The sequence below is a fragment of the Chitinophaga pinensis DSM 2588 genome, from assembly GCF_000024005.1.
Lineage (GTDB): Bacteria > Bacteroidota > Bacteroidia > Chitinophagales > Chitinophagaceae > Chitinophaga > Chitinophaga pinensis.
In genome coordinates this window covers 2589252-2613126 of sequence record NC_013132.1, presented here as the reverse complement: position 1 = coordinate 2613126, position 23875 = coordinate 2589252, and the positions used below count along the sequence as shown (strand labels likewise).

The 23875-nt window shown below is 45.9% G+C and carries 15 protein-coding genes; 6 read left to right on the top strand and 9 right to left on the bottom strand.

The window, feature by feature from the left end:
* Positions 1-122 precede the first annotated feature (122 nt).
* The 4 genes from CPIN_RS10655 to CPIN_RS10640 form a co-directional block, all read right to left on the bottom strand.
* A complete protein-coding gene (locus tag CPIN_RS10655; protein ID WP_012789796.1) occupies positions 123-1205 on the bottom strand; it encodes a DUF2652 domain-containing protein in 1083 nt (360 codons plus the stop codon).
* 98 nt (positions 1206-1303) lie between these two features.
* Entirely contained in the window at positions 1304-4894 is a 3591-nt protein-coding gene (locus CPIN_RS10650; RefSeq protein WP_012789795.1) for a TraB/GumN family protein, read from the bottom strand.
* Between the two features lie 126 nt (positions 4895-5020).
* Complete coding sequence (locus CPIN_RS10645; protein ID WP_012789794.1) at positions 5021-6496, bottom strand: RICIN domain-containing protein; 1476 nt, start codon at positions 6494-6496, stop codon at positions 5021-5023.
* A gap of 407 nt (positions 6497-6903) precedes the next feature.
* Complete coding sequence (locus tag CPIN_RS10640) at positions 6904-7647, bottom strand: c-type cytochrome (protein WP_012789793.1); 744 nt, start codon at positions 7645-7647, stop codon at positions 6904-6906.
* A gap of 141 nt (positions 7648-7788) precedes the next feature.
* Here CPIN_RS10640 and CPIN_RS10635 point away from each other — a divergent pair, with 141 nt between their 5' ends.
* Positions 7789-8142, top strand: a complete 354-nt coding sequence (locus CPIN_RS10635) for a VOC family protein (RefSeq protein WP_012789792.1) — start codon at positions 7789-7791, stop codon at positions 8140-8142.
* Between the two features lie 3 nt (positions 8143-8145).
* Here CPIN_RS10635 and CPIN_RS10630 read toward each other — a convergent pair whose 3' ends face one another.
* From CPIN_RS10630 to CPIN_RS10620, 3 genes are all read right to left on the bottom strand, one after another.
* A complete protein-coding gene (locus tag CPIN_RS10630; RefSeq protein WP_012789791.1) occupies positions 8146-8583 on the bottom strand; it encodes a DUF5763 domain-containing protein in 438 nt (145 codons plus the stop codon).
* A gap of 70 nt (positions 8584-8653) precedes the next feature.
* The gene (locus tag CPIN_RS10625; protein ID WP_012789790.1) at positions 8654-9778 is read right to left on the bottom strand and encodes a DUF4236 domain-containing protein; all 1125 of its coding nucleotides are present in this window, start codon (positions 9776-9778) and stop codon (positions 8654-8656) included.
* Positions 9779-9889: 111 nt separating this feature from the next.
* Complete coding sequence (locus tag CPIN_RS10620; RefSeq protein ID WP_012789789.1) at positions 9890-11119, bottom strand: exo-beta-N-acetylmuramidase NamZ family protein; 1230 nt, start codon at positions 11117-11119, stop codon at positions 9890-9892.
* Between the two features lie 299 nt (positions 11120-11418).
* Between CPIN_RS10620 and CPIN_RS10615 the strand changes: the two genes are divergently transcribed.
* From CPIN_RS10615 to CPIN_RS10595, 5 genes are all read left to right on the top strand, one after another.
* Positions 11419-13851, top strand: coding sequence for a TonB-dependent receptor (locus CPIN_RS10615; RefSeq protein ID WP_012789788.1), 2433 nt, complete (start codon positions 11419-11421; stop codon positions 13849-13851).
* 224 nt (positions 13852-14075) lie between these two features.
* Positions 14076-14270 carry a hypothetical protein gene (locus CPIN_RS10610; RefSeq protein ID WP_012789787.1) on the top strand — a complete coding sequence of 65 codons (195 nt, stop codon included), beginning with the start codon at positions 14076-14078 and terminating at the stop codon, positions 14268-14270.
* 37 nt (positions 14271-14307) lie between these two features.
* Entirely contained in the window at positions 14308-15933 is a 1626-nt protein-coding gene (locus CPIN_RS10605) for a hypothetical protein (RefSeq protein ID WP_012789786.1), read from the top strand.
* A 1-nt stretch (position 15934) separates the two neighbouring features.
* On the top strand, positions 15935-18100 hold the full coding sequence (locus CPIN_RS10600; RefSeq protein WP_012789785.1) for a hypothetical protein: 2166 nt from the start codon (positions 15935-15937) through the stop codon (positions 18098-18100).
* 50 nt (positions 18101-18150) lie between these two features.
* The gene (locus CPIN_RS10595; RefSeq protein ID WP_012789784.1) at positions 18151-20937 is read left to right on the top strand and encodes a HEAT repeat domain-containing protein; all 2787 of its coding nucleotides are present in this window, start codon (positions 18151-18153) and stop codon (positions 20935-20937) included.
* Between the two features lie 40 nt (positions 20938-20977).
* Here CPIN_RS10595 and CPIN_RS10590 read toward each other — a convergent pair whose 3' ends face one another.
* Together CPIN_RS10590 and CPIN_RS10585 are read right to left on the bottom strand one after the other, a co-directional pair.
* On the bottom strand, positions 20978-22534 hold the full coding sequence (locus tag CPIN_RS10590) for a glycoside hydrolase family 43 protein (protein ID WP_012789783.1): 1557 nt from the start codon (positions 22532-22534) through the stop codon (positions 20978-20980).
* Positions 22535-22740: 206 nt separating this feature from the next.
* The gene (locus tag CPIN_RS10585; RefSeq protein ID WP_012789781.1) at positions 22741-23871 is read right to left on the bottom strand and encodes a redoxin domain-containing protein; all 1131 of its coding nucleotides are present in this window, start codon (positions 23869-23871) and stop codon (positions 22741-22743) included.
* Positions 23872-23875: the final 4 nt, after the last annotated feature.

Here is a 23875-nt window from a genome sequence, read left to right as displayed (position 1 = left end):
CTTACACGAAAAAACATATCGGCATTTACGCTATTGTAGAAAGATCTGGTAACCCATCGTTATGTACATTTTATCGATAACGATATAAACCCCAAAGACCAGGTATTAAAAACAAGCTGTGATCAGAACTCCAGGGGCAATTTCATATTCATAATAATCGGCACGAGATTGTCCAGGGACTTTCGCAGATCAGCTTCAAGTGTTGCTTTCTCTGTGAATTTAAAAACGAATTCATTAATGGCGTGCTTACGCAGGTAATAATCCAGGGTTAGTCTGGCTTTATGATCGTTTATTTTTTCTACCGTGTAATAAGTAGCCCTTTTCCTTTTTTCCTCTGTCTCACTGAATACCACCTTATCTTCCGGATCATAGGAAAAGCTGCTGGTATACATCAATACTTCTTTCCCGCTATTCATTACATGCCGGTGACGGCTTCCAACGCCAGGCAGGAAATGTTCTACTTCATCCACTGCTTTCAACCCCACCTGCCAGAGATGACGAAACTCAAAATGCACAACAGTATATATCAGGGTTTTGATATCAACGTCATATTCTTTTGATACAGAAAACACCTTCACTTTACCAGACAATTCCAGCTGAGGATCCGGTTCAGGTGGTAATTGCTTTCTCAATTCTCCCAGCTGCGTGTAATGGAACAGTACATTACCCGTCTCTGTCTCTTTATGACTCGTATTCCATTTCATCCAGGAAGCCAGATCCGGTCGGGAGTCATCTCTGAAAAGCTTATCTGTAACAAGCCAGTATTCATGTTCTGCAATATCATTTTTCAATAACTGGTGTGCTACAATCACATCCTTCCCGATCAGTTTACTGAAGTTTTTCACCTGGTAGGTGGTAAACTCCCCATAGTGTGTGATTACTTTCAACGTGAGATTAACAGCAGCCACACAGGCGTGACACTGACATATTTTACGTTGATCGTAAGCGTTGAGGTGACGGTGGAATTCACAGAACATTCTTTCCACCTGTTTATACAATACTTCCAGTTCAAGTGGGGCACCGAACTTATAAAACAAAATGGCATCTCCTTCTATTTCGGATATCTCGAACCCGGCCTGATTAGCATTGATCAATACTTCCAGCAGCTGTTGAATAATATGATGGCTATGTTCAAGTTCGATCTCATTCACGAAACGGGTAAAGCCACTTATATCGGGGATAAAAAGCAGCCCTCTGTTTTCCATCGTTTTTATTTAAAGTTAACGAAAAAAAAGGGCGGATATATATAAAAATCCCCCGGTTATCGCCGGGGGACCATTCACTAGATAACTAATTCGATCTGTTAATATTCATCTGCCAATAAAGGCGGCGCAAGGTATTTTTTATAAGCCCTGATCGCTTCAGCGGTCAGCTCTTTCTTATTCTTTACTTTCTCTACATCCTCCAGCGGATAGAACAGATCAGGTTTGGTGTTGAACTTTGACGGATCCAGTGGTTGTGGTCCGCTGAATATATATGATAATTCATCATCGAGACTTTTGTAACTATACAAGGTAATCCATACAGCAGGTTTATTATCAATCTGCACTTTTATACGGCTCACCTGTTCGATAGGGGCATCTGCATTGTATTCCTCCATGTTATAGGCAAGATAAGCACGGCCAATTAACTCCTGTGTCAACAGATGCTGAATCTGCGACATATGCTGATCGCTTTCAACATCAACAATGAATGAGTAACCCACAGCATCATCGTTGAGAATTTCTTTGAGCACTTTATCATTTATTTTGATACCATGATTAATCAATCCACGTGCAGCGAATGCACTGATAGCAGGAATAGAATCCGGCAGCAATTTAGAGAAAACGGCATCTGCCTTCACCGGTATGCCTGGTAAGGAAAGTGTATTACCGGTTGCCAGTACACGACTCAGCCATACAAAACCGCCATTCTCCTTCTGATCAGCATCCCATGCCTTCAACTGACGATCCAGTAAGCGCACCATACCCGGCACCAGTTTCTCCAGACCATACTTCGCAAAACACGGCGCCTTCCATATGGAATCTTCATTGAAATGAACAACAAACTGTTGCAGGATGCTACCAGATTTTTCTGCCGCCGCAATAATAGCCGGCAGATATTTCTCCTGCATACCATTGTCTTCCATCGCGTAAGAAAAAATATTATCATTGATCTCATTATCCTCCGGTATTGCCGCTGCCAGACGGATGAACGTCTGCATAGCCGTATCCAGCGACAGGCCGCTGAGGAAACTCAATAATTCGATACGTAACCCTGTATCCTTTACCATCGTAAACAAATGCTCCGCAGCTGCTACAATTGTATCATCTGCCATTTCCTCCAGATTCACCAGCAACTGTACGCTTCTGTAACCAGCAGTATCCAGCGGGAACGGACTTTGTAATGCTTTTAAAATAATGCTTTTATCCAGACTATCAGGATGCATATAAACCAGGTATTCACTGGCCTCTTTGAAAGCCGTCGTATCCGTACTCTGCAGATCTGCCAATAACACCGATAATTTCTTATCTCCGATCTTCAATGTAGTCGCCTGTTCTTTCTTACCGGGACGGAAAGAATCAAAGAACTGTTGCGCACGGCCGGTGCCGACTACTTCTTCAGGAACAATTGCGGACAAACAATACATGACATGGCCTACAACAATCACTCTTCTGTATGACCGCAGATTCGTGTTCAATGATTTCAATTCTGTATCATATACCGGCCATCCGCTTAAGACTGATTTTCTGTAATCTGCTACCACTAAAGAAGAATCTTCAGGATGAAGGAATGTCTTCATCAGGCTATCCGGATCACCGCTATGGTAACGTGAATACTTGTTCACCGTTACAATGTAAGAAGAGAAAGAAGCACTATCCAGTGCCGCATAGACATCATCAGAAACCGTTACTGCTTTATCATGACCATAGAAAGTAAACGGCTCCGGACCACTAATCGTAAAACTACTGTCAGCTGCAGTAAAAGATGTCTTCAGTTCCTGTGCCTGCACCGGCAATATCCTGAAACCATCCAGGAAACCTCTCCAGTAACTACTGTCTTTGCTCTCGCCATCATAGGTACAAAGCAGGCTATAAGCCAGGTTGCCCCTGGATATAAAATGCAGGCGGGACATATACCCGCTCGTATGACGATACAGCAGTTTAAAGTAAGCATAACCGTCTTTTCTCGTCATGGTAGAATCAATCAGTTGTAAAGTAGAGTCCTGCCTGAGCAACACTGTACGGATACCGGCCAAAGCTGCTGCATCATCTGTATTGTAATAACCCGACTTCATTTTCTCAATACGCAGTACATATGAAATGCGGTTCGCATCATCCAGTGCGGTATACGCTTCTACCGGACGTGTCTCTCCTTTATGATCAGCTTTCACATAATTAGCATCCGAAGGCATAAGCGCAGAAAAGCCCAGCTCCGGACGATACAGGGTATCATATACACTTACCGCACGTACAACATCATAGAAGCGGACAGATTTAAAAAACTCTTTCCGCGCAATGCTGTCAGTCCCATCCGATCCATACATAAAAATAAAAGCTCTGTTATTACGAATAAACAGACGCATATGAAAAGGTAGCTTCCCCTGCATCATCAAAGCCTCCGTACCCGGGATATCTCTGTAAACAATCGGATATGACTTTTTCAGTTCCGCTTTACCCTGTGCTGCCATATTCGCGATAAGCATATCCACCAGTTCCTTTTCATTCTTATCCAGTTGTGGCAGATCCATTGACAGGGAAAATGCAGCTTCATTATCGTTAGTCCCTACATACATTTTCCGGTTCATATTAGGAATAGGATAAGCAATAGGTACGCCGGGAAATACAACGCTATATCCATCTGCCATCCTGTTGAGTGTGTATCCTTTCACACTATCCAGCCTTTGCCGCTCACGTTGCGCCATACCTGTAAAAGTAGCTCTCACCGGATTCACGCTGAACCCTTTGGCACGCAGGAGCGTGATCAGACCCATATCACCCGAGAGGTGTGCAGCGCCAACAGCAGCAAACACACTTTTACCTTTCATCAGTGTAGCCAGGTTAGCTGCCATTTCAACATTACGCTTACCTAAACCTGGTCCCATATCATCTTCCTTTGACTTGTCCACCAGATTGTACATCCGTTGCGGATCACCGGCATAATAGAGATTTACAAGCGAATCCAGGAAACTTACCCTCGCATCAAATAACTCCTTTTCTGCGGGTCTTTCATTGACCCCAAGCTGATAACCGACACTTTCAAGAAAGATCTCTTTTTGTAAGGTTGTTACATCGGCACTCATGAAATAAAGCTGGTTCTCCAATCGTTCAAGACTATGCACCGGCTTCCCCATAAATGTCGCTTTCTGATGCAGCCATCCATCCAGGAATATATTCTCTGCCTTTGCACCCGTACCGGCTGTTTTGTTAATCACTTCATCTTCATCCAGCAACAGCTTTTCCACAAACCAGAGCCTTTTCAGATTCAGCTGCGCAATAGGAGCGCCTGACTTCTTTATTACCAGACTATCCACAAATCTGTATTCTGCAGGTGTCAGTATTTTACGCATGTAGTTAACAGTATCGCGCAAGGGACCAGCAGGAGAAAGCATGTATGCCATAACAGAATCAAGATCGATCTCCATGGCAAATGCATCTGCACCACGCAATGCGAGCAACACCGAATCACTAAAATCAAACACCCGCTTTTCCGTCAGGTGCATTGTACCAAACAGATAGGAAGGCGTGCTTACCCCGGGCGCTTCTATACGCCAGAGCAGCTGATAGTCAGGCCGCTTTGTATGCTGTGCCTGGAGCAGAAATGGTGATAGTAACAGTGCAAGCAGTACAGACCATGTAATGCGGGAAAAGAAACCGGTTTTGAGGTGCCGGGGATAAGTGTAGGATACTAACATATACACAAAAATAGTAAAGTATTAATATGTCAGCGGTTCTTTATTTGATGTCCCGGAAATAAGAAAAGAGGCTGTCCCGTCATCGGAGGACAGCCTCTTCCAGTATTGGATAACAACCTTTTACAATCAAGGCGCTGCGATCTGCCATTGCTGATTAGCACCACTATTCCAGTTCCACTGAATCACATTACCTCCGTTGGCTGTTGACTGACCATTGACATCCAATGAGAAACCGCTGTTCCTGTTTAATAACTTGTAATAACCAAAACCTATATCAACAATCTGCCATTGCTGATTGTTGCCGGCCCAGTAGTCCCATTGCACAATTGCTGCTCCTGCGACGGTAGATTGACCATTCACATCCAGGGATTTAGCACTATTTCTGTTTATTATAGAAAAGTAATTATTACCTAATGCATTAAATGACCATTGCTGACTGTTACCTCCCCAGTAATCCCACTGATCAATCGTAGCGCCGTTAGTAGTCAGCTGGTTATATACTTCCAGTGATTTACCACTATGTTTATTGATGACTTTATAATAAACGCCTGCTGTAAATGATGCATAAGGAGGCGTAATTGTGCCGGTTCCCCAGGCATATTTTAAACGGGTTAAACCTGAATTATTATTAGTAGCAAGGGATGTGCCATTAGCGGTAAACATGCTGTAAGTATCGCCTGTTCTCAGACCGGGCCAGTATACACAACCAACACCCAGTTCGCGTAGCGAATTCGTCATTCCCTGCAGATACGTGTTATTCACATTTGATCCTGGTGCGCCGGTATAATTAGTACCATCTGTCATCACGGTACCAAATTCCGTGACAATCGTCCTGCCAGGATAAGCCAGCGATTTAACCGGTTGCTCCCAGTCGGCAGTTGTCGTTTTACTGCTTTCAAACCAGGTGTAATCATGGAAAGAAAGCATACAGCTGTCAAAACGGGTATCTGCTCCCACAGTATTTACACCGGTGGAATATCCGGTACCATCGAGTATAAACCTGTTCTTAGGCACACCCGGATACCTTGTTACGAACTGATTGTACAAGGTCAGCAGGTCTGTCGCACTATACCCATGCGGCTCATTAAAGACCTCAAAATAGATCAGCGGATTGGACCGGTAAGCAGCGATGACCGCATCCCACATCTGCCAGAAAGTAGTCGTATTATCAATCAGTCCATTGCGTGAGGAAGCACCCTCCCAATACGCCAGTAAGACTTTCATATTTTTAGCGCTGGCTTTGTCAACAGCGCCTTTATATGCCTGCCACCAGGTGCCCAGCACCGTAGGAGGGTTGACAGGCAGCCGCACGGTATTGGCGCCCGCTGTCTGAAAACCGCTCAGTATATAATCGGCCTTCGTCTGAATAGTCGCATAGCTGTCATTGATAGTGGTACCCGACAAGACCAGCTCATCATCCGCAAAATTATCCCGGGTATCCGCCCAGTTAACGCCTTTAAAATCTGAAGAAGGCAGGGCTGCTGCTGATACGGCTGCGGTAGAAGGAATAGGTAAAGCACAGGCTGCGCTGTCTTCAATGTCTTTTTTACAGGCAAACAGCAGCATAGCTGCAAATGCAAGAAGGGGGATTTTTCTTTTCATACGTGAGATTTATAATGATAAAATATTAGGGTTCTTCGCGCGGAGGTATGGGAGATGGGTCTTTCAGCTATGGGCTCCGGCTATATCGCTTATTCGTCATAGATTCGTCGCTTCGCCGTCGCTTGTTCGTCACTTCTTCGAATGAGTCATTTTAAGCAGCATATTATCCTGTGGAAATATCATTACGCCAGCACAAATACCTGTTCATGCATATACCTGTACAGTCATTTTTTCAGATAGCCCGCTACAATGCTATTGGTTCTGTAGAAGCCTGCCGGTATACAAATCTGTGCAGGATGGAGGTCATCAAATATTAATTGTAAATCTTACATTTAAATGTAACAACAATGGAGGAGCCGGCAAAATCTTTGTTTTGCAGCAGATATGTCCCTGATGAAGTAAATCAGTTATTTAACTTTTATATAGTCAATCAATGCCCAGCGTTCTTCCTCGCTCATCGTGGAAAAATCAGGACATTCAAAACCGTATTCTTTCTTTAACCGGACCTGACCTGTATCTGTACGCACGGAAGCACGGTCCCGCAAAAAATCATATAGCCATTGGTCATTCCTGACATTAACCCGTTCAGTCAATACCGGCCCTGTGAGCTGCTTGTGAAATGAATGACAGGATGCACAATTTATCCTGAATAAGCCTTTTGCCGAAACAGGAGCGCGTAAGATAAAACTATCGACGGGTGTGATACGATTCTTCGACACATTACTCTCTTCAAAAACAACCGAGCGGAAGATGTCGAGCACAACATCAGGCTGTTTTAAATCTGTACCATCTATGATAAACTGATCCTCCCTGTTAACGGCTATCATCATCACGGCCAGATGTCCGGGAGCTTGAGACAATCCTATATTCGCCCGTAATCCATTCACCGTATCCGCTGCATACTTCATTTTTTCATCTGTAAACTGACCTATTTCCTCATAATAGTGACCATAACCAAAATGCAGCGTATCTACTCCATCCGTTAATCCACCAACATAAGTATCAATACCCTGCCGTTTAACTTTCTTCCAACCGGCAGGCGTCGTCAGTTTAAAAACACCAAAATCAAGTGTCTGCTTTTCAGTTGTGCTGTTACATGCAACGGCAACAAACAGCAGCAAAACCGGGATTAAAATACTACGTGAGTTCATATCTATAGCATAGGGTGATTGATCCCCAATATACCATTCCTTTCGTTACGGGGAATACTATATCTTCGGGATCGCAGCAGATAGTGTATAACAACACTATTCCCAAAAAACATTACTTTATTCACATATAAACACCCTGACATGAAATTTCTTTCTCTTGCGCCCTTTGTGCCTTCCGGCAGTGATTTCGATGCCTCTAAACAACTTTTCCAGGAACTGGGTTTCAATATCGGCTGGGACGCTGGTGACTATGTCGGTTTTGAAAAAGACGGATGCAATTTCATTCTGCAGAAATTTGATAACGAACCCTTTGCGCAGAACTTTATGCTCAGCGTAGGCATAGAAAATGCAGATGATTTCCGGAAAGAAGTAGCAGACAAGCAACTTCCTGAACGATTCGGTATAAAGCTCAGCCAACCTATCGATCAGCCATACGGCAGAGAAGTCAATATCATTGACATTGCCGGCGTTTGCTGGCACTTTGTACAATCCTGACTTTTAATCCGGCTGATGCTGAAAACAGTAGCCGTTACCGATACTTGTCATGTGTTTACAACGGGTACCTTTTTTAGTAATCCCCTGACAACGAACAGTATGCCCCGTACCTGCAGGCTTCTTTGCCGGTTTTTCGGTCAACGCTTCTATCGGTTGCTGTAATAATTGCTGGACAGGTTGTTCCAGGGATTCCTGTAATTCAGGGTGACAAATCTTACAAGGATCCAGGTGCAGGCGTATCGCTTCTGTCAGCGACAATCGCTGAGAAACATTCTTAACCATTCTGCAATCCGCTGTATGATATTTCTTGCCGTATGGTGTTTTATAGACAGACTGCGAATGCAATCCCGGCATCAGCGAAAACAGGATGTATACCAGTAAAAAAACAATACCTGCTTTAACAACAGTGGGCAGACAACTTCTTTTTTGAGGGGACTTCATCAATATACAGGGTTATCATATACACCGGTGCAGATAGCAAACACTATCCGCACCGGCAAAGGTTATTCGCTTAATTGCTGATAGATCTGATATAATTGGAAAATGCATTACCGAAGGACTCAGTTGCCTCATAATTACTGAACTCATACTCTTCATGCAAGCCATTCCTGGTCTTCAGCGATATACTGCCATATCTCACAATAGGGATCTGACGGTTATCTTTAAATCGCTTATCAGGTGTACCATTCCTGTTCACCTTCGCCCAGGTCCTGTCAATCACCTTACTATCCCCCGGCACAATTCCACTTTCCACAAAACGGACTGGTCCGAAGTCAAACTGTAATTCATTATACCCGATAATACCAAACTGGTCGCGCGAGTCATACATGATCACAAAACCAGGATAGAAATACAGGTCAGCGCCATTCGCATTCTTCAACCACAAAGGAGAGATCTCCGATCTGATATCAGGAATACCCTTCACCGCAATCGCTACCTCCCGCTTCATCACCAGCGTGGAAGCTGCTGACCTGGCCGCCACTCTGTTCTGATGTACGGCGCTTGTAACATCCCATACTTTCTGCGAGTGGGATAACTGTTTAAATGTATCTTCCAGCACACTGAATTTCGCTTTCATGTCCGCATCAAATTCAATGTCCATCTGCATATAACTGTTATCAATCTGTTCTTTTATACGAAGAATCGCATCCTGCTGTGCAGCGATCGTTTCTCTTACCTGCTGAGGTATCTTACGTATAAAAAGTCCGTATAAAAACACATACGAGCAAAACAATTGCATACGGGATACAAAAAGCGCTGACTGAACCTTCGTCAGGTCCTGTGTCAGTTCTTTCTTCTGCCGATGTGCAGCTACGATCGTAGCCTTTATACCTTGCATATCATTGCTGGTAACGTCATTAGGCGCTACGCTGAATATATTGCCGCGATCTTCCGGCTCCAGCGTAGCCACTTCCGGCACATAGGCTTCCGGTCGCTGAGACTGACCAGGCGCAGGCGATATTCTTTGTCTGTTGTATATACCCAGACCAGGTATACTTGTATTCAGATAGGTGCCATTGGGACCGATATTCAGACTGGCGCCTCTGACGCCAATAGTCGTGCTGATACCTTTACGGCTGATATTGAGGTGTACGCCGGGGATAATTTTTATGCGTTTTCTATAGCTCCATGCCATGAAATAATGTTTTTGGGATAAAATAGTTTTTCACGTATGCAGCAAATATCAAAGAAATGCCCGCATACGCAATCATGTCTACCCAAAAACCGGAAAAATCCCCCTCTATGCTCAGGGGTATAACAGGTACTTTTTACGCATCTCTTTATACTTCGACAAACCAGGTTCCCAGGATGCACGGATCTCCTCCGCTGTCTTTCCTGCAATAATCTGTTGTTTGAATTCAGACACACCGGCCAGATAGTCGATGTTCCCGATCTGCGTACTGATCGAACGGTCAAAAAAGCGGGCCTTATCAGGATAAGCATTGTACAATGAGATCATCCATTCCAGGTTGATCTTTCTCTCACGACGCAGTGCAGCTACGTCATAGTTTCTGAGATCCAGTCCGTAGCACGCTTTATTCATATGCAGCGGCGTTTCGCTCATACCGGGAATGCTCACCGGCTTAAAAGAGAAACTGTATTTGTCTTTCAACGCTGGACTTCCCAGTACCGTAAACGGATATTGGGTACCTCTCCCCTGACTGATAACAGTACCTTCAAATAAGCAGGTAGAAGGATATAATAATATACTCTGTTGTGTATTCAGGTTTGGTGAAGGTTTTACAGGTAAGGTATACTCCATGTCATGCTGGTAGTTCTTCAACGGAATGATCTTCAGTTTACAGGTTTTTCCACCAGGCAACCAACCCTCTCCATTGATCATTTTTGCAAACTCAGCGATCGTCATGCCATGTGCAATTGGAATCGGGAACTGTCCGATACCCGATTTCAAACGCATATCCAATATCGGCCCATCTACCAGGTAACCATTAGGATTAGGCCGATCCAGGATCAGCACTTCTTTATTATTCTCCGCGCAACCCTCCATCACATCTCTCAGCACATTGATATAAGTATAAAAGCGGCATCCCACATCCTGTATATCAAAAATGACAATATCCACATCTGCCAGCTCAGCTGCACCTGGCTTACGCTTAGCGCCATACAGTGAAATGATCGGCAAACCGGTCGCCGCATCTTTTTCATCTTTTACTTTAGCCCCATTACTGGCATTGCCACGGAAACCATGTTCCGGTCCGAATACCTTGACAATTTTAACCCCTCTCTTCAACAGACTATCCACCAGGTGACTATTCCCGATAACAGTAGTAGGATTCGCGAGCACAGCCACTCTTTTCCCTTTCAATAATGGCAAATAGGCAGCCGTCTGACTGGCCCCCGTAATAATCCCTGCATCTTCTTTCTCCTTCCGGACAACAGTGGCCTGTGTCTCCGGGTGAGAAGCAGGACATGTAAACAACGTAACAAGCGTGGCAATCGTGAATATTATCTTCATATCTGAATGGTTAGCTATACAATATACAAATAAGCAGGACACCTTTCGCTTAACAGCTTATTGTCCCCTCCGCTATCTATCCTCACAACCTGCTGATATCCCTCAAATAGGCAATCTCATACTATTTAATGTCTAATCAACACTTTACACATCCCGTCATACACATATACCAACTTTTCTTGTACCCATCATAGTTGATCCTTCAACTATTTTTCCGCATAGCGTAAATCATTTTCCCGATTGTATAAACGCGTCCGCCGTTTATACCCCAACTTCGCGGCCCAAAACATACGTATTATATGAGACTACTTCAGACCTTACTTTTAATGCTCCTGGCATTCAGTCCTTGCGCACTCTTCGCAGAAGACGGAAACGGAGTCGTTAAAGGTACAGTTAAGACGACAGATGGAAAGGCAGCTGCAATGGTATCAGTAACATTAAAAAATACTAAGAAATCGACCATTACAGACGAAAATGGCGCTTTTTTACTGAACAATGTGAAACCTGGCACCTACACCTTACAGGTTACCCTGCTGGGCCACGGCGCAAAAGAAGAAACTGTTATCGTCTCCTCTGATAATACAACCGAGATCAACGTCACCTTACAACTGTCAGATATCCAGTTGCAGGAAGTGGAAGTAGCGACAGGCCGTAGTAAGTTCGCAAAAAAAGAATCTGACTACGTAGCGCGCCTCCCTTTAAAAAACCTGGAAAATCCACAGGTATACAACGTTGTATCTAAAGAACTGCTGCAGGAACAGGTAGTAACCAACTTCGACGACGCATTGAAAAATACACCGGGTGTAACCAAACTCTGGTCATCTACAGGCCGGCCTACTGACGGCGCCGGCTATTTCTCTATGCGTGGTTTCAGCGTACAGCCAACCATGATCAATGGTATCCCGGGCCTGACTAACGGTGGTATCGATCCTGCTAACGTAGAAAGAATCGAATCTATCAAAGGTCCTTCCGGTACCCTGTTTGGTAGCAGCTATATTTCCTTCGGTGGTTTGCTGAACATCGTTACTAAAAAACCTTACGAAACTTTCGGTGGTGAAATCAGTTACACTGCCGGCGGATTTGGCCTCAACCGTGTAACAGCCGACGTCAACGCACCGCTGAATGCTGATAAAACAGCTTTACTGCGTGTGAATGCCGCTTATCACAATGAAGGCAGCTTCCAGGATGCAGGTTTCAAAAAGTCCTTCTTCTTCGCACCAAGCTTCTCTTATAAAGCGAGCGATAAATTATCCTTCCTGGTAAATGCAGAATTCTACAATGCTGAAAGCACCAATGCGCTGATGGTATTCCTGAACAGATATCGTCCGCTGATCGCAAAAACGCCTGAACAACTGCACATGGATTTTGACAGATCTTACACCAGCAACGATCTGACACATAAAACGCCTACCGTAAACCTCTATGGTCAGGCTAATTATAAGATCTCTGATAAGTGGACGTCCCAGACTGTATTGTCAAGAAGCTCTCGTAAAAGCGATGGATATTATTCCTATGTAATGTTCCTGGATATGGGCCCTAATGGAAGTCCCGGACCAAACGATACATTACTGAGCCGTTTTGCATACTATCAGAACTCCACCACTACCACTACCGATATCCAGCAGAACTTCATCGGTGATTTCAACATCGGTAGCCTGCGTAACCGTGTAGTATTCGGTCTGGATTTCAATGATCAGAGCACCGTGAATAATAACAGCGCATACGCACTGTTTGACTTCGTGAACGTTACACGTAATGACGATCCACGCTACGCACAGCTGACAAAAGCTGCGGTAGATGCGAAACTCGGCGGACAAGGCGGTACCAAAGACGGTAACAGTGCACAGGTATACAGCGCCTACATCTCCGATGTACTGAATATCACAGACGCGTTAAGCGCCATGGCGAGCTTGCGTGTGGACCGCTTCGAAAGCAAAGGATACACAGATTTCGCAACCAATACCACCAGTGATAAATACGGCCAGACTGCAGTGTCTCCGAAATTTGGTCTGGTATACCAGATCGTTAAAGACCAGGTAAGCGTATTCGGTAACTATATGAACGGTTTCAGTAACACCGCTCCGGGTGTAAGAGTACTACCTGACTACACTAACATCTTCAAGCCACAACAGGCTAATCAGTGGGAAGGTGGTGTAAAACTGGATGTACTGAACCACAAAGTAGCCCTGACGGCCAGCTACTACGACCTGCTGGTGTCTAACATGACCCGCCAGATCACCGTAGAACGTGAAGGTACCGCCTACAATGTGACCATCCAGGATGGTAAACAGAAAAGTAAAGGCGTTGAATTTGACCTGATCGCTAATCCGCTGCCAGGTCTGAACATCGTAGCAGGTTATAGCTACAATGACAGCAAAGCTTTACAGATAGATGCGGAATACCTGAACAGAAGACCAGTATCTGCCGGTCCTGCTAACCTGGCAAATGCCTGGATCAGCTACGCCTTTACCAAAGGCGCTGTAAAAGGTCTTGGTCTGGGCTTCGGTGGTAACTATGCCAGTGATAACAACGTGACTAACGGTCTGACCACAGGTCTGTTCACACTGCCTTCTTACACCATCCTGAATGCATCTGTATTCTACAATGCAAAATCATACCGCCTCGGTGTAAAACTGGATAACGTCAGCAACAAGGAATATTTCTCCGGATGGACTACCCTGGAGAAACAAATGCCAAGACGTCTGTCAGTAAATGCTACTTTCAGATTCTAACCGATAAGAATTAGGAATTAGGAATTAAGAATTAGGAATTCATTTTAATACTAGTTTTCTATACAACAAAAGGCGTCCATTTATATAGGACGCCTTTTGTTGTATAGAAGTTGCTGTGATCTCCGCTTAATTCCTAATTCCTAATTCTTAATTCCTAATTAAATTCTACTTTTGCCCGGTAAATATTCGAAATTCACCCCATTGGTTAATAAAACCCCAACGTCATGTCAACAACCCTGTTCGAAAAATTACTGGAAAACAGTTATACAGAACAACAGCCCGTCTCCATATTTTTGACCAGCGCAATTGTGCACGGCATTGTCAGTCAGCTGCATCCCGGCGCCGTAGAAGTCAGAACTGCTGAAGGCAAACGCTGTACGATCAAAACCGAAAAAATAGAGGCGATAGAAACATTGTAATCGCCCGCTTTTATTATATCATATCTAATTGAAAAGGATGGACAATACGACCCAACATTCCCTGCCGGGACTGATCCGGAAAGTACTGGGAAGCCCCCACGCAGAACAGGTGATCAAAGCCCAGATCATTCAACTGGCATCACAGAACCTGCATGTACCCGAAGTGACGACTGCCCTGCTGGAAGTACTGCCACAAACAAAGGACAAAGAAACCCGCGACAGACTTCTTTTCTTCCTCTCTTCGCTGAATACTTCCCGTTTTACGGACCTCAGTGCACTATTCGACGCATTGATACTGGTATTCCAGCAGGAGAAAGACCGTGATACACGTACAGCCCTGCTATACCGCCTGCAGGAAAGTCTGCACCAGGATAGCCGCCTGGCGCCTTTCTTTATTACACTGGGCGCCGATACACAACTCAGTGAACAGGAAATGGCCGCCGTACAGGATGCCTTATCCACTTTACCGGCAGTGACAGAAGAGATTGCACTGGCAGCGCTGGATAAACACCATCACGGTGGTACTCTATTACAGATGCAGGCGCTCACCCTGGCAGAGAAATGCCCGGTATGGGGAGAAAAGATCGTGACCGCTTTACAACCCTATCTGGATGTAAAGAATGATAAAGATATACGTATACGCATCCTCAGGCGCCTCGCAGATGCTAAGCTGCTGGACGCTGCTTATGCACCGCTGATCATACAGGTACTGCGTACTGACAATGAAGCTTATATGCGCGCACAGGCACTGCTCGCCTTACAACGTATACGCCCCTGGAACGGGGATATGGTGGCCCAGGTATACTGGTCTTCCGTCCACGACAGTGATGAAAGTATCCGTCAACAGGCACTGCACCTGCAGAAAGAGATGCCGGAACTGAGTAACGAACAGCTCATACAGCTGGCCGCTTCTCTCGCCGCAGACCGCTCAGAAGGAGTGCGTCTCACTGTATTGGAACTACTAAAACCAGTGATGCGACTGCCAGAAATCCGTAATACAGTCGCTGCGGCCTTCAGTTCCCATCCGGGCGTTTTCGACGATACTGAATTCAATCAACTCACCGATATGCTGGCCCCTTATGCAGGCAGAGATCCGGAAATCAGCAATATGTTGCTGGACGGTATCAAAGACCTGCCTAATACGGCACAACGCAGGAAAGTATTGTCATTACTGATCGGTCGACTGAAGACCGAACAGGTACTGGATACATTACTACAGTTATTCACAAAAGAAAGGGATGAAAGCCTGCGGGAAATACTTTTCAACCAGGTAAAAGCATTGTCCGTTGCCCGTCACCCGCAACTGGTAGACGCCTTCTGTACAGAACTCACAGAACCAGGTTCTCCTTTCAGGGTCACCTGTGCAGGTATACTGGCAGGTGTCGCGGAACTCTATCCACAAATACCAGCTGCATTGGAAGATGTATTGCTGTACGATACCGAACGGGAACTACTGCGGATTTGTCTCGATGGTTATCTGCGCCCCGGCGTGGAAAAACGCTTCGATGTACTACTGTCCGTCGTACGCAATGAAATGGTCGACACCCAGTCCAGACAAAAAGCACTGGACGCCATACTGAAATTAAACCTGGAAGCCGGTCAGCAGGACACACTCACAGCAACCCTGGCAGGTATTAAACCCAATACGCTGAAAACATCCTGAGATGAGTAACATTATTGAACAGATCAAAGAAAGAAGAACGGCCAATACCTCACAATCACTGATGATGCTGGATATGGTACCGCTCTCCGATACAGATACAAAATACTCCCTGCTGTCGTCAGCAAGTCCATACCTGCAGGATCCCGCGATTGCTGCAAAATGGATAGACCTGATCGAAGCAGAAAAAGATACACAGCTCAAAGCGGACATGTTGCTACAACTGGCCGGCACGGGTATGCACCAGATAGCGATCAAAGACCGGTTTATCCATGTGCTGATCAACTCCCTCCAACAGGATGAAAGCAGGGATATTATCCTTCCCCTGCTGGGCAGATTCTCTATCACATATAAACAGGCCAGGCAACACCTGATCTCCTTCTACCGGCAACAGGACAACAGAGATGTCAGCAGCATGATCTTATCGTGGTTGCTGATACCGTTGGATGCAAGCCCTGAAGATCTCAGCTTCTATAAAGAGATACTCAACAAAGTAGATGAAGCCGACAAGCTGGTACTGGTGAACAGATTACTCCTGCAGCATGAAGCAGACCTCCCCCTGATCAGTCAGTTATTGACACCGGAAGAACCCTTCCTGATCAAAGAAATGGTCCTGCGCTTCTGCTTTGACAGATCTTATGTACCGACAGACGCCCTCGCGCAACTGATAAAATCAGACAGATCTCCATTGATCTGTATCCGTTGTATACAATTACTGGCAGTACATGGCATAGACAGTCCCGAACTGATCGATGTACTACTCGAATCCGGCAGGAATGATCCGGATGCCAGTGTAAGAAATGCAGCCCTGCACGCATTTTCCTATAGCATCAAACTGACGCCGGCGATCATTACACACCTCTGTAATAACCTGGCTACCGAAAAAGAAGCCGGCATTGCACTGGGACTGATCAACCTGCTCGCGCCATATACCGCGCAACATGAAACATTGTCCAATGCCTTGTCACAGCTGCTCACGCAAAACATCCAGACCACACTGGCAGTACGCATTTATGAAATCCTCGGTAAACTGATCCCGCAACGACCTGCACTATTTGAAAGATTTGTGCAGTTATTCGAACAGGAACAACATACGGAATGCCGTACCGCCATCCTGAATGCCATCGCTGCCGCGGTCACAACAGGTGATGAACTGAACAGCTTCTACCTGAAAGCCCTGGATGCAACTTCACCGGCTATTAAAGAAGCAGGTATCAGAGGGATATTGTTAATACCGCTGACTCGGACCAATATTGCGACCGTAGAGGCAGCAGCGCCTGTATTACTGTATCCGGACCTGCAGGCAGACCTCCGCCGTACACTGGCCAGAAAGATCAGTACCATTCCGGACTTATCTTCCGCTACCATACAGGTGTTCGGCAAACTGGCCGACCACGAAACCGATGCCACCATCCGTGATATCTGTACCAAGGTCCAGGAAAGCGCGATCTCCCAGGCTGGTGGTGAACATATCAACTGGGAACAATGGCTGCACAAAGCAGATGTTGAACATGATTTCTCTGGTATATTCCCACATCTCTGGATGTACTATGATGATAATCCTGCCATGGCCCGCAGTATCCTCTGGGCAGCCCTTACACCTGGCGGAAGTTCTTCTCTCTACCAGGAGCGTGTCTCCGATGTAGATATACTCCGTTTCCTGGCCGTTAAGGCGGGTATAGACGATAATCTCAGCAGATACACACTCAACCAGCTCCTGACCACAGACCTCGGTAATGAGTCTAAATTCAGGCAATACCTGCTGGTGCTGAAAAGCAATCCGCAATTCGCCGAACTAAAAGAAGGATTGTGGTCCCTACTGGAAAAAAGAGGCCGTTATATCAATCTGCTCCAACTGGATGAACTGAATCATCTCATCTGGGGCGATGAACTGGAAACAGTATTCCGGCAACACCTGCAAAAACAACAATCTGCTGCAGGTGTCCTGCCTTACATCAGTTATCTCTCGGCCAACAGTTCCTGGGCGCCCGTTCCGGAATTGCTGCAATGGATCGTACAGCAGCCTTTTGTACAACAGGATGCCGACGCCATGCGCGCATTGAAAGACGCCACCCGCAATGCGGGTATGGACCTGGAAAAGATGCTGCGCAATGCAGCGCCGGAGAAACCGGGATTTGCTGACGAAGAAGGACCCGGTTTCGCTGATTAATCATACAGTGATACCCGGATGCCGATTTGCTGACCTGATAACTTTAAACGATGCCTGAAGAATTAGCTTTATTCGATATACTATTAGCGCCTGAACGTTCGGAAACAGAACGCCTGGATGCACTAAACAGTCTGCAACCCTTCCTCGCTACAGACGAAGCCGCAGAAAAACTGTCCCTCGCAGCGAGAAACGAAGCCTCCACCACCATACGTGCGCGGATGCTGGCACTCCTGTCCGACATCCCCATCACCCGTCTTACTCAACGGAGTGCCTATATTGATACCTTCTGCTGGTTTGCCTGCCTGGAAACAGAAAGAGCACTACGCCTGCAGGCAGTACATAAACTCGCAGCACTCGCGTCACACGTAGACCTCGTACAGGAAATCCTGGCAGAAACACTGGTCAACGATCTTGATATCGCCATACAACTGGAATGTATACTTGGTCTGGGCAACAGCGTACAAAAAACGCCTGCTACCATCCAAAAGATCAGCGCATTCATTCCACTGGCGCCCACAAAAACCAAATACAGCTTGTTGCAGCTGGTAAAACAGTTTCCGATGGAATCAGCAGCAGAACTGGTATTACAGTTCCTGTCCCCACTGGAAAGCAGCAGTACCAGACTGGATGCCATCAGTTTCCTCGCATCGCTGCCAGCTCCTTCTCCGGCAGTGATCAGTACCCTGTCTACACAGTTCCTTGAGGAGAATGACTTACATGTACGTACCGCGATTATTCAATTGCTCGCCGGACTGAAGACCGCAGACCAGTCATTGTTTCCTGGTGTCCTCGCGGCATTACAACGTATGCCCGATCAACCGGAATTACTGGCTATACTGAAAGACAGGTTGACAGCACACCCGGAACTGGCAGAACAACTGTCTCAGTTGTTTGCAGACAGTCAGTCCGCCGGACTGAAAATCAGCCTGCTCTCCTTACTCCGCCATAGCGAAATACCTGCCCTGCTGATAAAAGGCTTACAGGATACCAATCCCTATGTCAGAGAAGCCGCCATTCCTTATCTGCAACAACATTTTGTTCGCTACCAGGACACCATCGAACCGGCATTGATAGCTGCTATCAATAAAGAACCACTTACCGTATTACGTAGTGCACTGATATCCGTACTGCTACACACCGGTCGTAAATCGCCTGCCACAGAAGCAGCGTTGATATCGCTGGCATTAGCAGAAACCGAACATCACTTAAAAATACAACTGGCCGAAGCCGCCACGCAGATCCCTGTTACAGAAGAAAACAAGGCACTCTTACTGCAACTCTTCAGAGAGATCTTGGAAGGTGTCTACTTCCCTCCTGCTATCAAACACATGGTAACAGAACGCCTGCGTACCTTCTCCTACAGCGATTCTCCCGATCTTAAACGCAGTCTGGGACTGATGCTCGAACAGGCAAAAAGCATCTCAGAAGTCGCCAGTATTTATGGCTTATTAAAAACACTGGAAACAGATATTCACCAACTGGCGCCGACAATGATCAATGTACTTTACCGGCACATTGCATTTTATCCACAGGCGCCCCTGGACGAATGGGTACAGACACTCGGAATACTATCCGCTCAGGATGCAACAATAAGGGCCGAACTGCCTTATATCGTTTCGCTGACCAAAGCCAACTGGCTGCTGTCAGAAACAGAAAAGGCAGATCAGACAGGCGCTTTCCTGCCTGCATTCAAAGAGACGCTGTTGAAGAAGAATGGTATGCAAACCTTCATGGAAGCAGAAAGAATGCTGAATGAAGCCTGGCAGAACAGAACGATCAAAAAGACAGAGGTCATTGCATTGTATAAGATGTTGTTAAGTCTTCCAAAGACGGACGGCATTCTCCAGCGACTGCTGAATATTATGCAGACAGGTAAACTGGTTACGCCCGAACTGGTACAGATCAGCCTTGATTACCTGCTGACCTCCATCGACAAAGACGGCACTTACATGGTCAGAAAATACCTGGAAAGCACCGGCTTTATGGACCTGGAATACCGTGACAGGGTAATTGCATTATTCACGCAAGACAACTTCCGTCGTTACATGCAACACAACCTGTCTACCCTTCATTCCAAAAAGCGGTACAGCACCATCAATGACTGGGAATACAGCGGCTGGTACAGCGCATACAACGACTGGCCGATAGCGGAACTCGTATTCGCAATGGAACCCGGACAATTGATTACACAACTGTTCTCTACGTCTCCTTCAGCAAGCGATGCACCTGAAGCAACACTGCAATACCTTGTGCTGGAACACCTTTTTAGAAAAGCCAGCAATACCTGGGCAAAAACAGTATACAGCAACGCAGAGACATTACAAGCCTTCCTGCGGCAGTTAGCTGACAATATCCGCATCCTGCCGGAAACAAATGGCCTGCGGGACAGAATGGTATACCTCTTCTGGAAAAAATGGAATGACTACGTAAGACTCATGAATGGCAACCCCATACCGCCTGAATTAGCCCACGCAGCGGCAGAAGTATATGTGGCAATCTGTAAAGTACAGCAAAGACTGGAACCAGATTTCTCGGGTAAGAAATTCCCGGATATACTGAAGGGTATGAACAAAGATATCGTTCAGCAGCAATGGCCCTGGAACAACGAACTATGGGAGACCTTTGAATACAGACATTTCCCTAAAGCAGATCCTGATCAGGATGCAGCGCAGCAATTGTACCAGCAGGCCGCCAAAGCTTTGCAGTCAGGAGAAATGGGAAAAGGCTATCAGGTATTGAAAGACCTCCTGGCACATTACAGTCATACAAAACTGGTAAAAGAGCAACTGAGTAACATCAATAACGCCCTCTCCCGTTTAGAAGAACAGTCCAGGTAACAGATAATAAAACGGCTTCTGAAAGAGAAGCCGTTTTTATTTATTGCCAGCGGAAGAAATCAAAATCTGCGTATCCACCCGCTGTTGTAGTAGCGTAATTAAACAACCCATAACGGTAGCCGATAAAATGAGGCAAGGTGTATTTCATCTGTAATACCGTTCCGAACTGCACCCAGGATTGACCATCCAGGCTATAATAAAAGTACCCCTTATCAGTCAGGTTACGGAAATCGCAATCCGCTTTCAGATAAACCGTCTTTTGCTGTAAAGGTATTCTACCCTGTTCAACAGGCCGGCCTGACACATAACTGACCATCACCAGGTAACGGACATTCTTCTCCACCTTCACCCCTATCCAGCCATATTCCTGCTGAAATAAGGTCAAGCCCGCACAATCTCCGTCTTTCATATGTGTCACATCCAGCGCAGTGATACCGGAGCACTGAGGTCCATAAGTTCTTTGTGTCAGCATATTCCTGGCAAGGAAAAGAGAAGTATCTACACGACCAGTAGTCAACCGCAGATAACCAGGGCGTTGCTGCAATGACCACAGATGATTTGCAGGCTGATGATTCCATTGCCACGCATATGGCAACACACGATCTCCTTTTTTCCTGTTGAATTCATCCGATGCTACGATCTCTCCCATCATCCCATTTGATGCCGGTAAATCCAGCGAATCAGGTACTACGCCGTTAATGCCCAATACCGGCCAGCCATCTTCCCAATGCACAGGCGCCCAATAAGGTACTCGCCCGACAGCACCGAAATCCCGGAAAAGATAGGTATACCACTTCCCATCCGGGGTACTGATCAATCCTCCCTGTGCAATGCCCCTGTCCTGCAATGCTACACGTCCTTCATAAGGTCCGGTGATCTTATTGGCCCGGTGCACAGTCACCGTACGCATACCACCCTTAGGCCAGCAGATATTAAACAGGTAATACCAGCCATCGATCTTAAATAACTGGGAACCCTCTGCCGGCAGACCAATATTCGGTCCGGCAGGCGCACTGGCATTTTCAATAATCACCTTACCTGCTGTAGCCGGCTTAATACCCGCAGCATCGCTATTCAGTTCCGCCAGCATGATTTTCCCGCTTCCATATACCATATACACCTTCCCATCATCATCAAAAAATAAAGAATGATCATGCAGCATCGGTGTAAAAGACGCTTTCTTCCAGGGACCTCTCTCTATATCTTTTGTAGTGTATACATACGTCTTATGCGTGGTACCACAAAATGTAGTCAGATAGAAAATACCCTCATGATAACGAAGGCTACTCGCCCAGGAACCACTGCCATAAGCACTCTTTCCATTATCCAGATTGAGGGCATCCATATCATCCAGTACGTCATAAGCATAGCCCACCATCTGCCAGTTGACAAGATCAGTGGATTTCATAATCGGTACACCAGGCGCCATATGCGTCGTCGTACTGCTCATGTAATAAGTATCCCCGACCCGTATCATAGCCAGGTCTGGCACATCCGCGTAGATAATAGGATTTACAGCTTTATCAGCCGTCTTTGATTGCGCATATCCGGACAGATATGCCAGTGTAAATGCTGTCAGCAAAAGCAGCGATTTCATATAGTGTCGTTATTTACAAACAATACTTCATTCCATACCGTGGATCTGTAAAATACGAAATTAAATTAACTGTACATCTGACATATAATAGAGCAGGATATATTTATTTCCAACCGCCGCCCAGGGACCTATAAAAAGCAAGCTGACCTGACATCTCTGCCAGGTCAGCTTGCTGATATCCCGGATCATATCCGGTCATCTGTCATTTACATGGCGAAAGTCTCTTTTAACTTTTTATCCAGCTCTTCTCCCCTCAGATTCTTTGCAATGATCTTTCCTTCCGGATCCAGCAGGAAATTCTGTGGAATCGCACGTATACCATACTCCCCGGCTGTCGGACTCTTCCAGTATTGCAGATCAGATACCTGTAACCAGGTGAGTCCATCATCTTTAATTGCTTTTATCCAGGCACTCTTTGAGGGTCCTTTATCCAGCGAAACACCCAGTACTTCAAATCCATGAGATTTGTACTTGTTATACGCTTCTACAACCGCCGGGTTTTCTGCTCTGCAGGGGCCACACCAGGAAGCCCAGAAATCAATCAGCACATATTTACCTTTCAGGGAAGAAAGTTTAATCACATTCCCCGCCGTATCCGGCAAAGCTATTTCCGGCGCCACTTTGCCAATGGCAGTACGCGAGATCTTTACAAGATATTCACTATACTTCTTCCCCGGTACAGATGTTTTGATCTCTTTCGCCAGTCCTTCAAACAACGGCTGCACCACTTCATATTGCGGTACTGCACCACCATAATCCTGTATGGTATGCAGACTTACAATTGAATTCGGATGACGCTGAATAAAATCCAGCTGTACTGCCTTTTTAGCTTTATCATTGGCTTCCTCTGCCGCCTCCATTTCCTTTTTAAAACTTTCTGATTTGCGTTCTTCCGCCGTAGCGATAGCATATTTCCTATAGATATTCATCAGCTCCATTTCCACAGGGGCCAGTGCATTACACAGCTTAACATAGGCATCGTTAATAGCAGAACCATTAACACCCGATCTGGCGATGGAATCGGCCGGTAGCATCGTACGGTCACCGGGTTCAAGATAAATATTCAACTTATCCTGTTCTCTCATTTCACGCATCGTTTTACCATCATGACTGATAATAACAGTAGCTGTAACCGGATAATCCAGTTTACCGCTGAACGCGAAATCACCAGCGGAAATATCTGTTGAATCCAGGGTAGTTTTGCTATTGTAACTATACAAAAGATAGGCTCTTGCCGGCTTATCCAATACTCCAACCTTCCCCGACAGTTTAAAGGGCTTCTGCGCAAGCAGCATACCTGGCATACAAAGCAACGCTGCTGTGAATATTCTTTTCATGCTG

Excerpts from the sequence above, each read along its gene's own strand:
- CPIN_RS10645 (WP_012789794.1), bottom strand. The coding sequence starts at position 6,496 with ATGAAAAGAAAAATCCCCCTTCTTGCATTTGCAGCTATGCTGCTGTTT.
- CPIN_RS10650 (WP_012789795.1), bottom strand. The coding sequence starts at position 4,894 with ATGTTAGTATCCTACACTTATCCCCGGCACCTCAAAACCGGTTTCTTT.
- CPIN_RS10600 (WP_012789785.1), top strand. The coding sequence starts at position 15,935 with ATGAGTAACATTATTGAACAGATCAAAGAAAGAAGAACGGCCAATACC.
- CPIN_RS10610 (WP_012789787.1), top strand. The coding sequence starts at position 14,076 with ATGTCAACAACCCTGTTCGAAAAATTACTGGAAAACAGTTATACAGAA.
- CPIN_RS10615 (WP_012789788.1), top strand. The coding sequence starts at position 11,419 with ATGAGACTACTTCAGACCTTACTTTTAATGCTCCTGGCATTCAGTCCT.
- CPIN_RS10620 (WP_012789789.1), bottom strand. The coding sequence starts at position 11,119 with ATGAAGATAATATTCACGATTGCCACGCTTGTTACGTTGTTTACATGT.
- CPIN_RS10605 (WP_012789786.1), top strand. The coding sequence starts at position 14,308 with ATGGACAATACGACCCAACATTCCCTGCCGGGACTGATCCGGAAAGTA.
- CPIN_RS10640 (WP_012789793.1), bottom strand. The coding sequence starts at position 7,647 with ATGAACTCACGTAGTATTTTAATCCCGGTTTTGCTGCTGTTTGTTGCC.
- CPIN_RS10635 (WP_012789792.1), top strand. The coding sequence starts at position 7,789 with ATGAAATTTCTTTCTCTTGCGCCCTTTGTGCCTTCCGGCAGTGATTTC.
- CPIN_RS10595 (WP_012789784.1), top strand. The coding sequence starts at position 18,151 with ATGCCTGAAGAATTAGCTTTATTCGATATACTATTAGCGCCTGAACGT.
- CPIN_RS10655 (WP_012789796.1), bottom strand. The coding sequence starts at position 1,205 with ATGGAAAACAGAGGGCTGCTTTTTATCCCCGATATAAGTGGCTTTACC.
- CPIN_RS10585 (WP_012789781.1), bottom strand. The coding sequence starts at position 23,871 with ATGAAAAGAATATTCACAGCAGCGTTGCTTTGTATGCCAGGTATGCTG.
- CPIN_RS10625 (WP_012789790.1), bottom strand. The coding sequence starts at position 9,778 with ATGGCATGGAGCTATAGAAAACGCATAAAAATTATCCCCGGCGTACAC.
- CPIN_RS10630 (WP_012789791.1), bottom strand. The coding sequence starts at position 8,583 with ATGAAGTCCCCTCAAAAAAGAAGTTGTCTGCCCACTGTTGTTAAAGCA.
- CPIN_RS10590 (WP_012789783.1), bottom strand. The coding sequence starts at position 22,534 with ATGAAATCGCTGCTTTTGCTGACAGCATTTACACTGGCATATCTGTCC.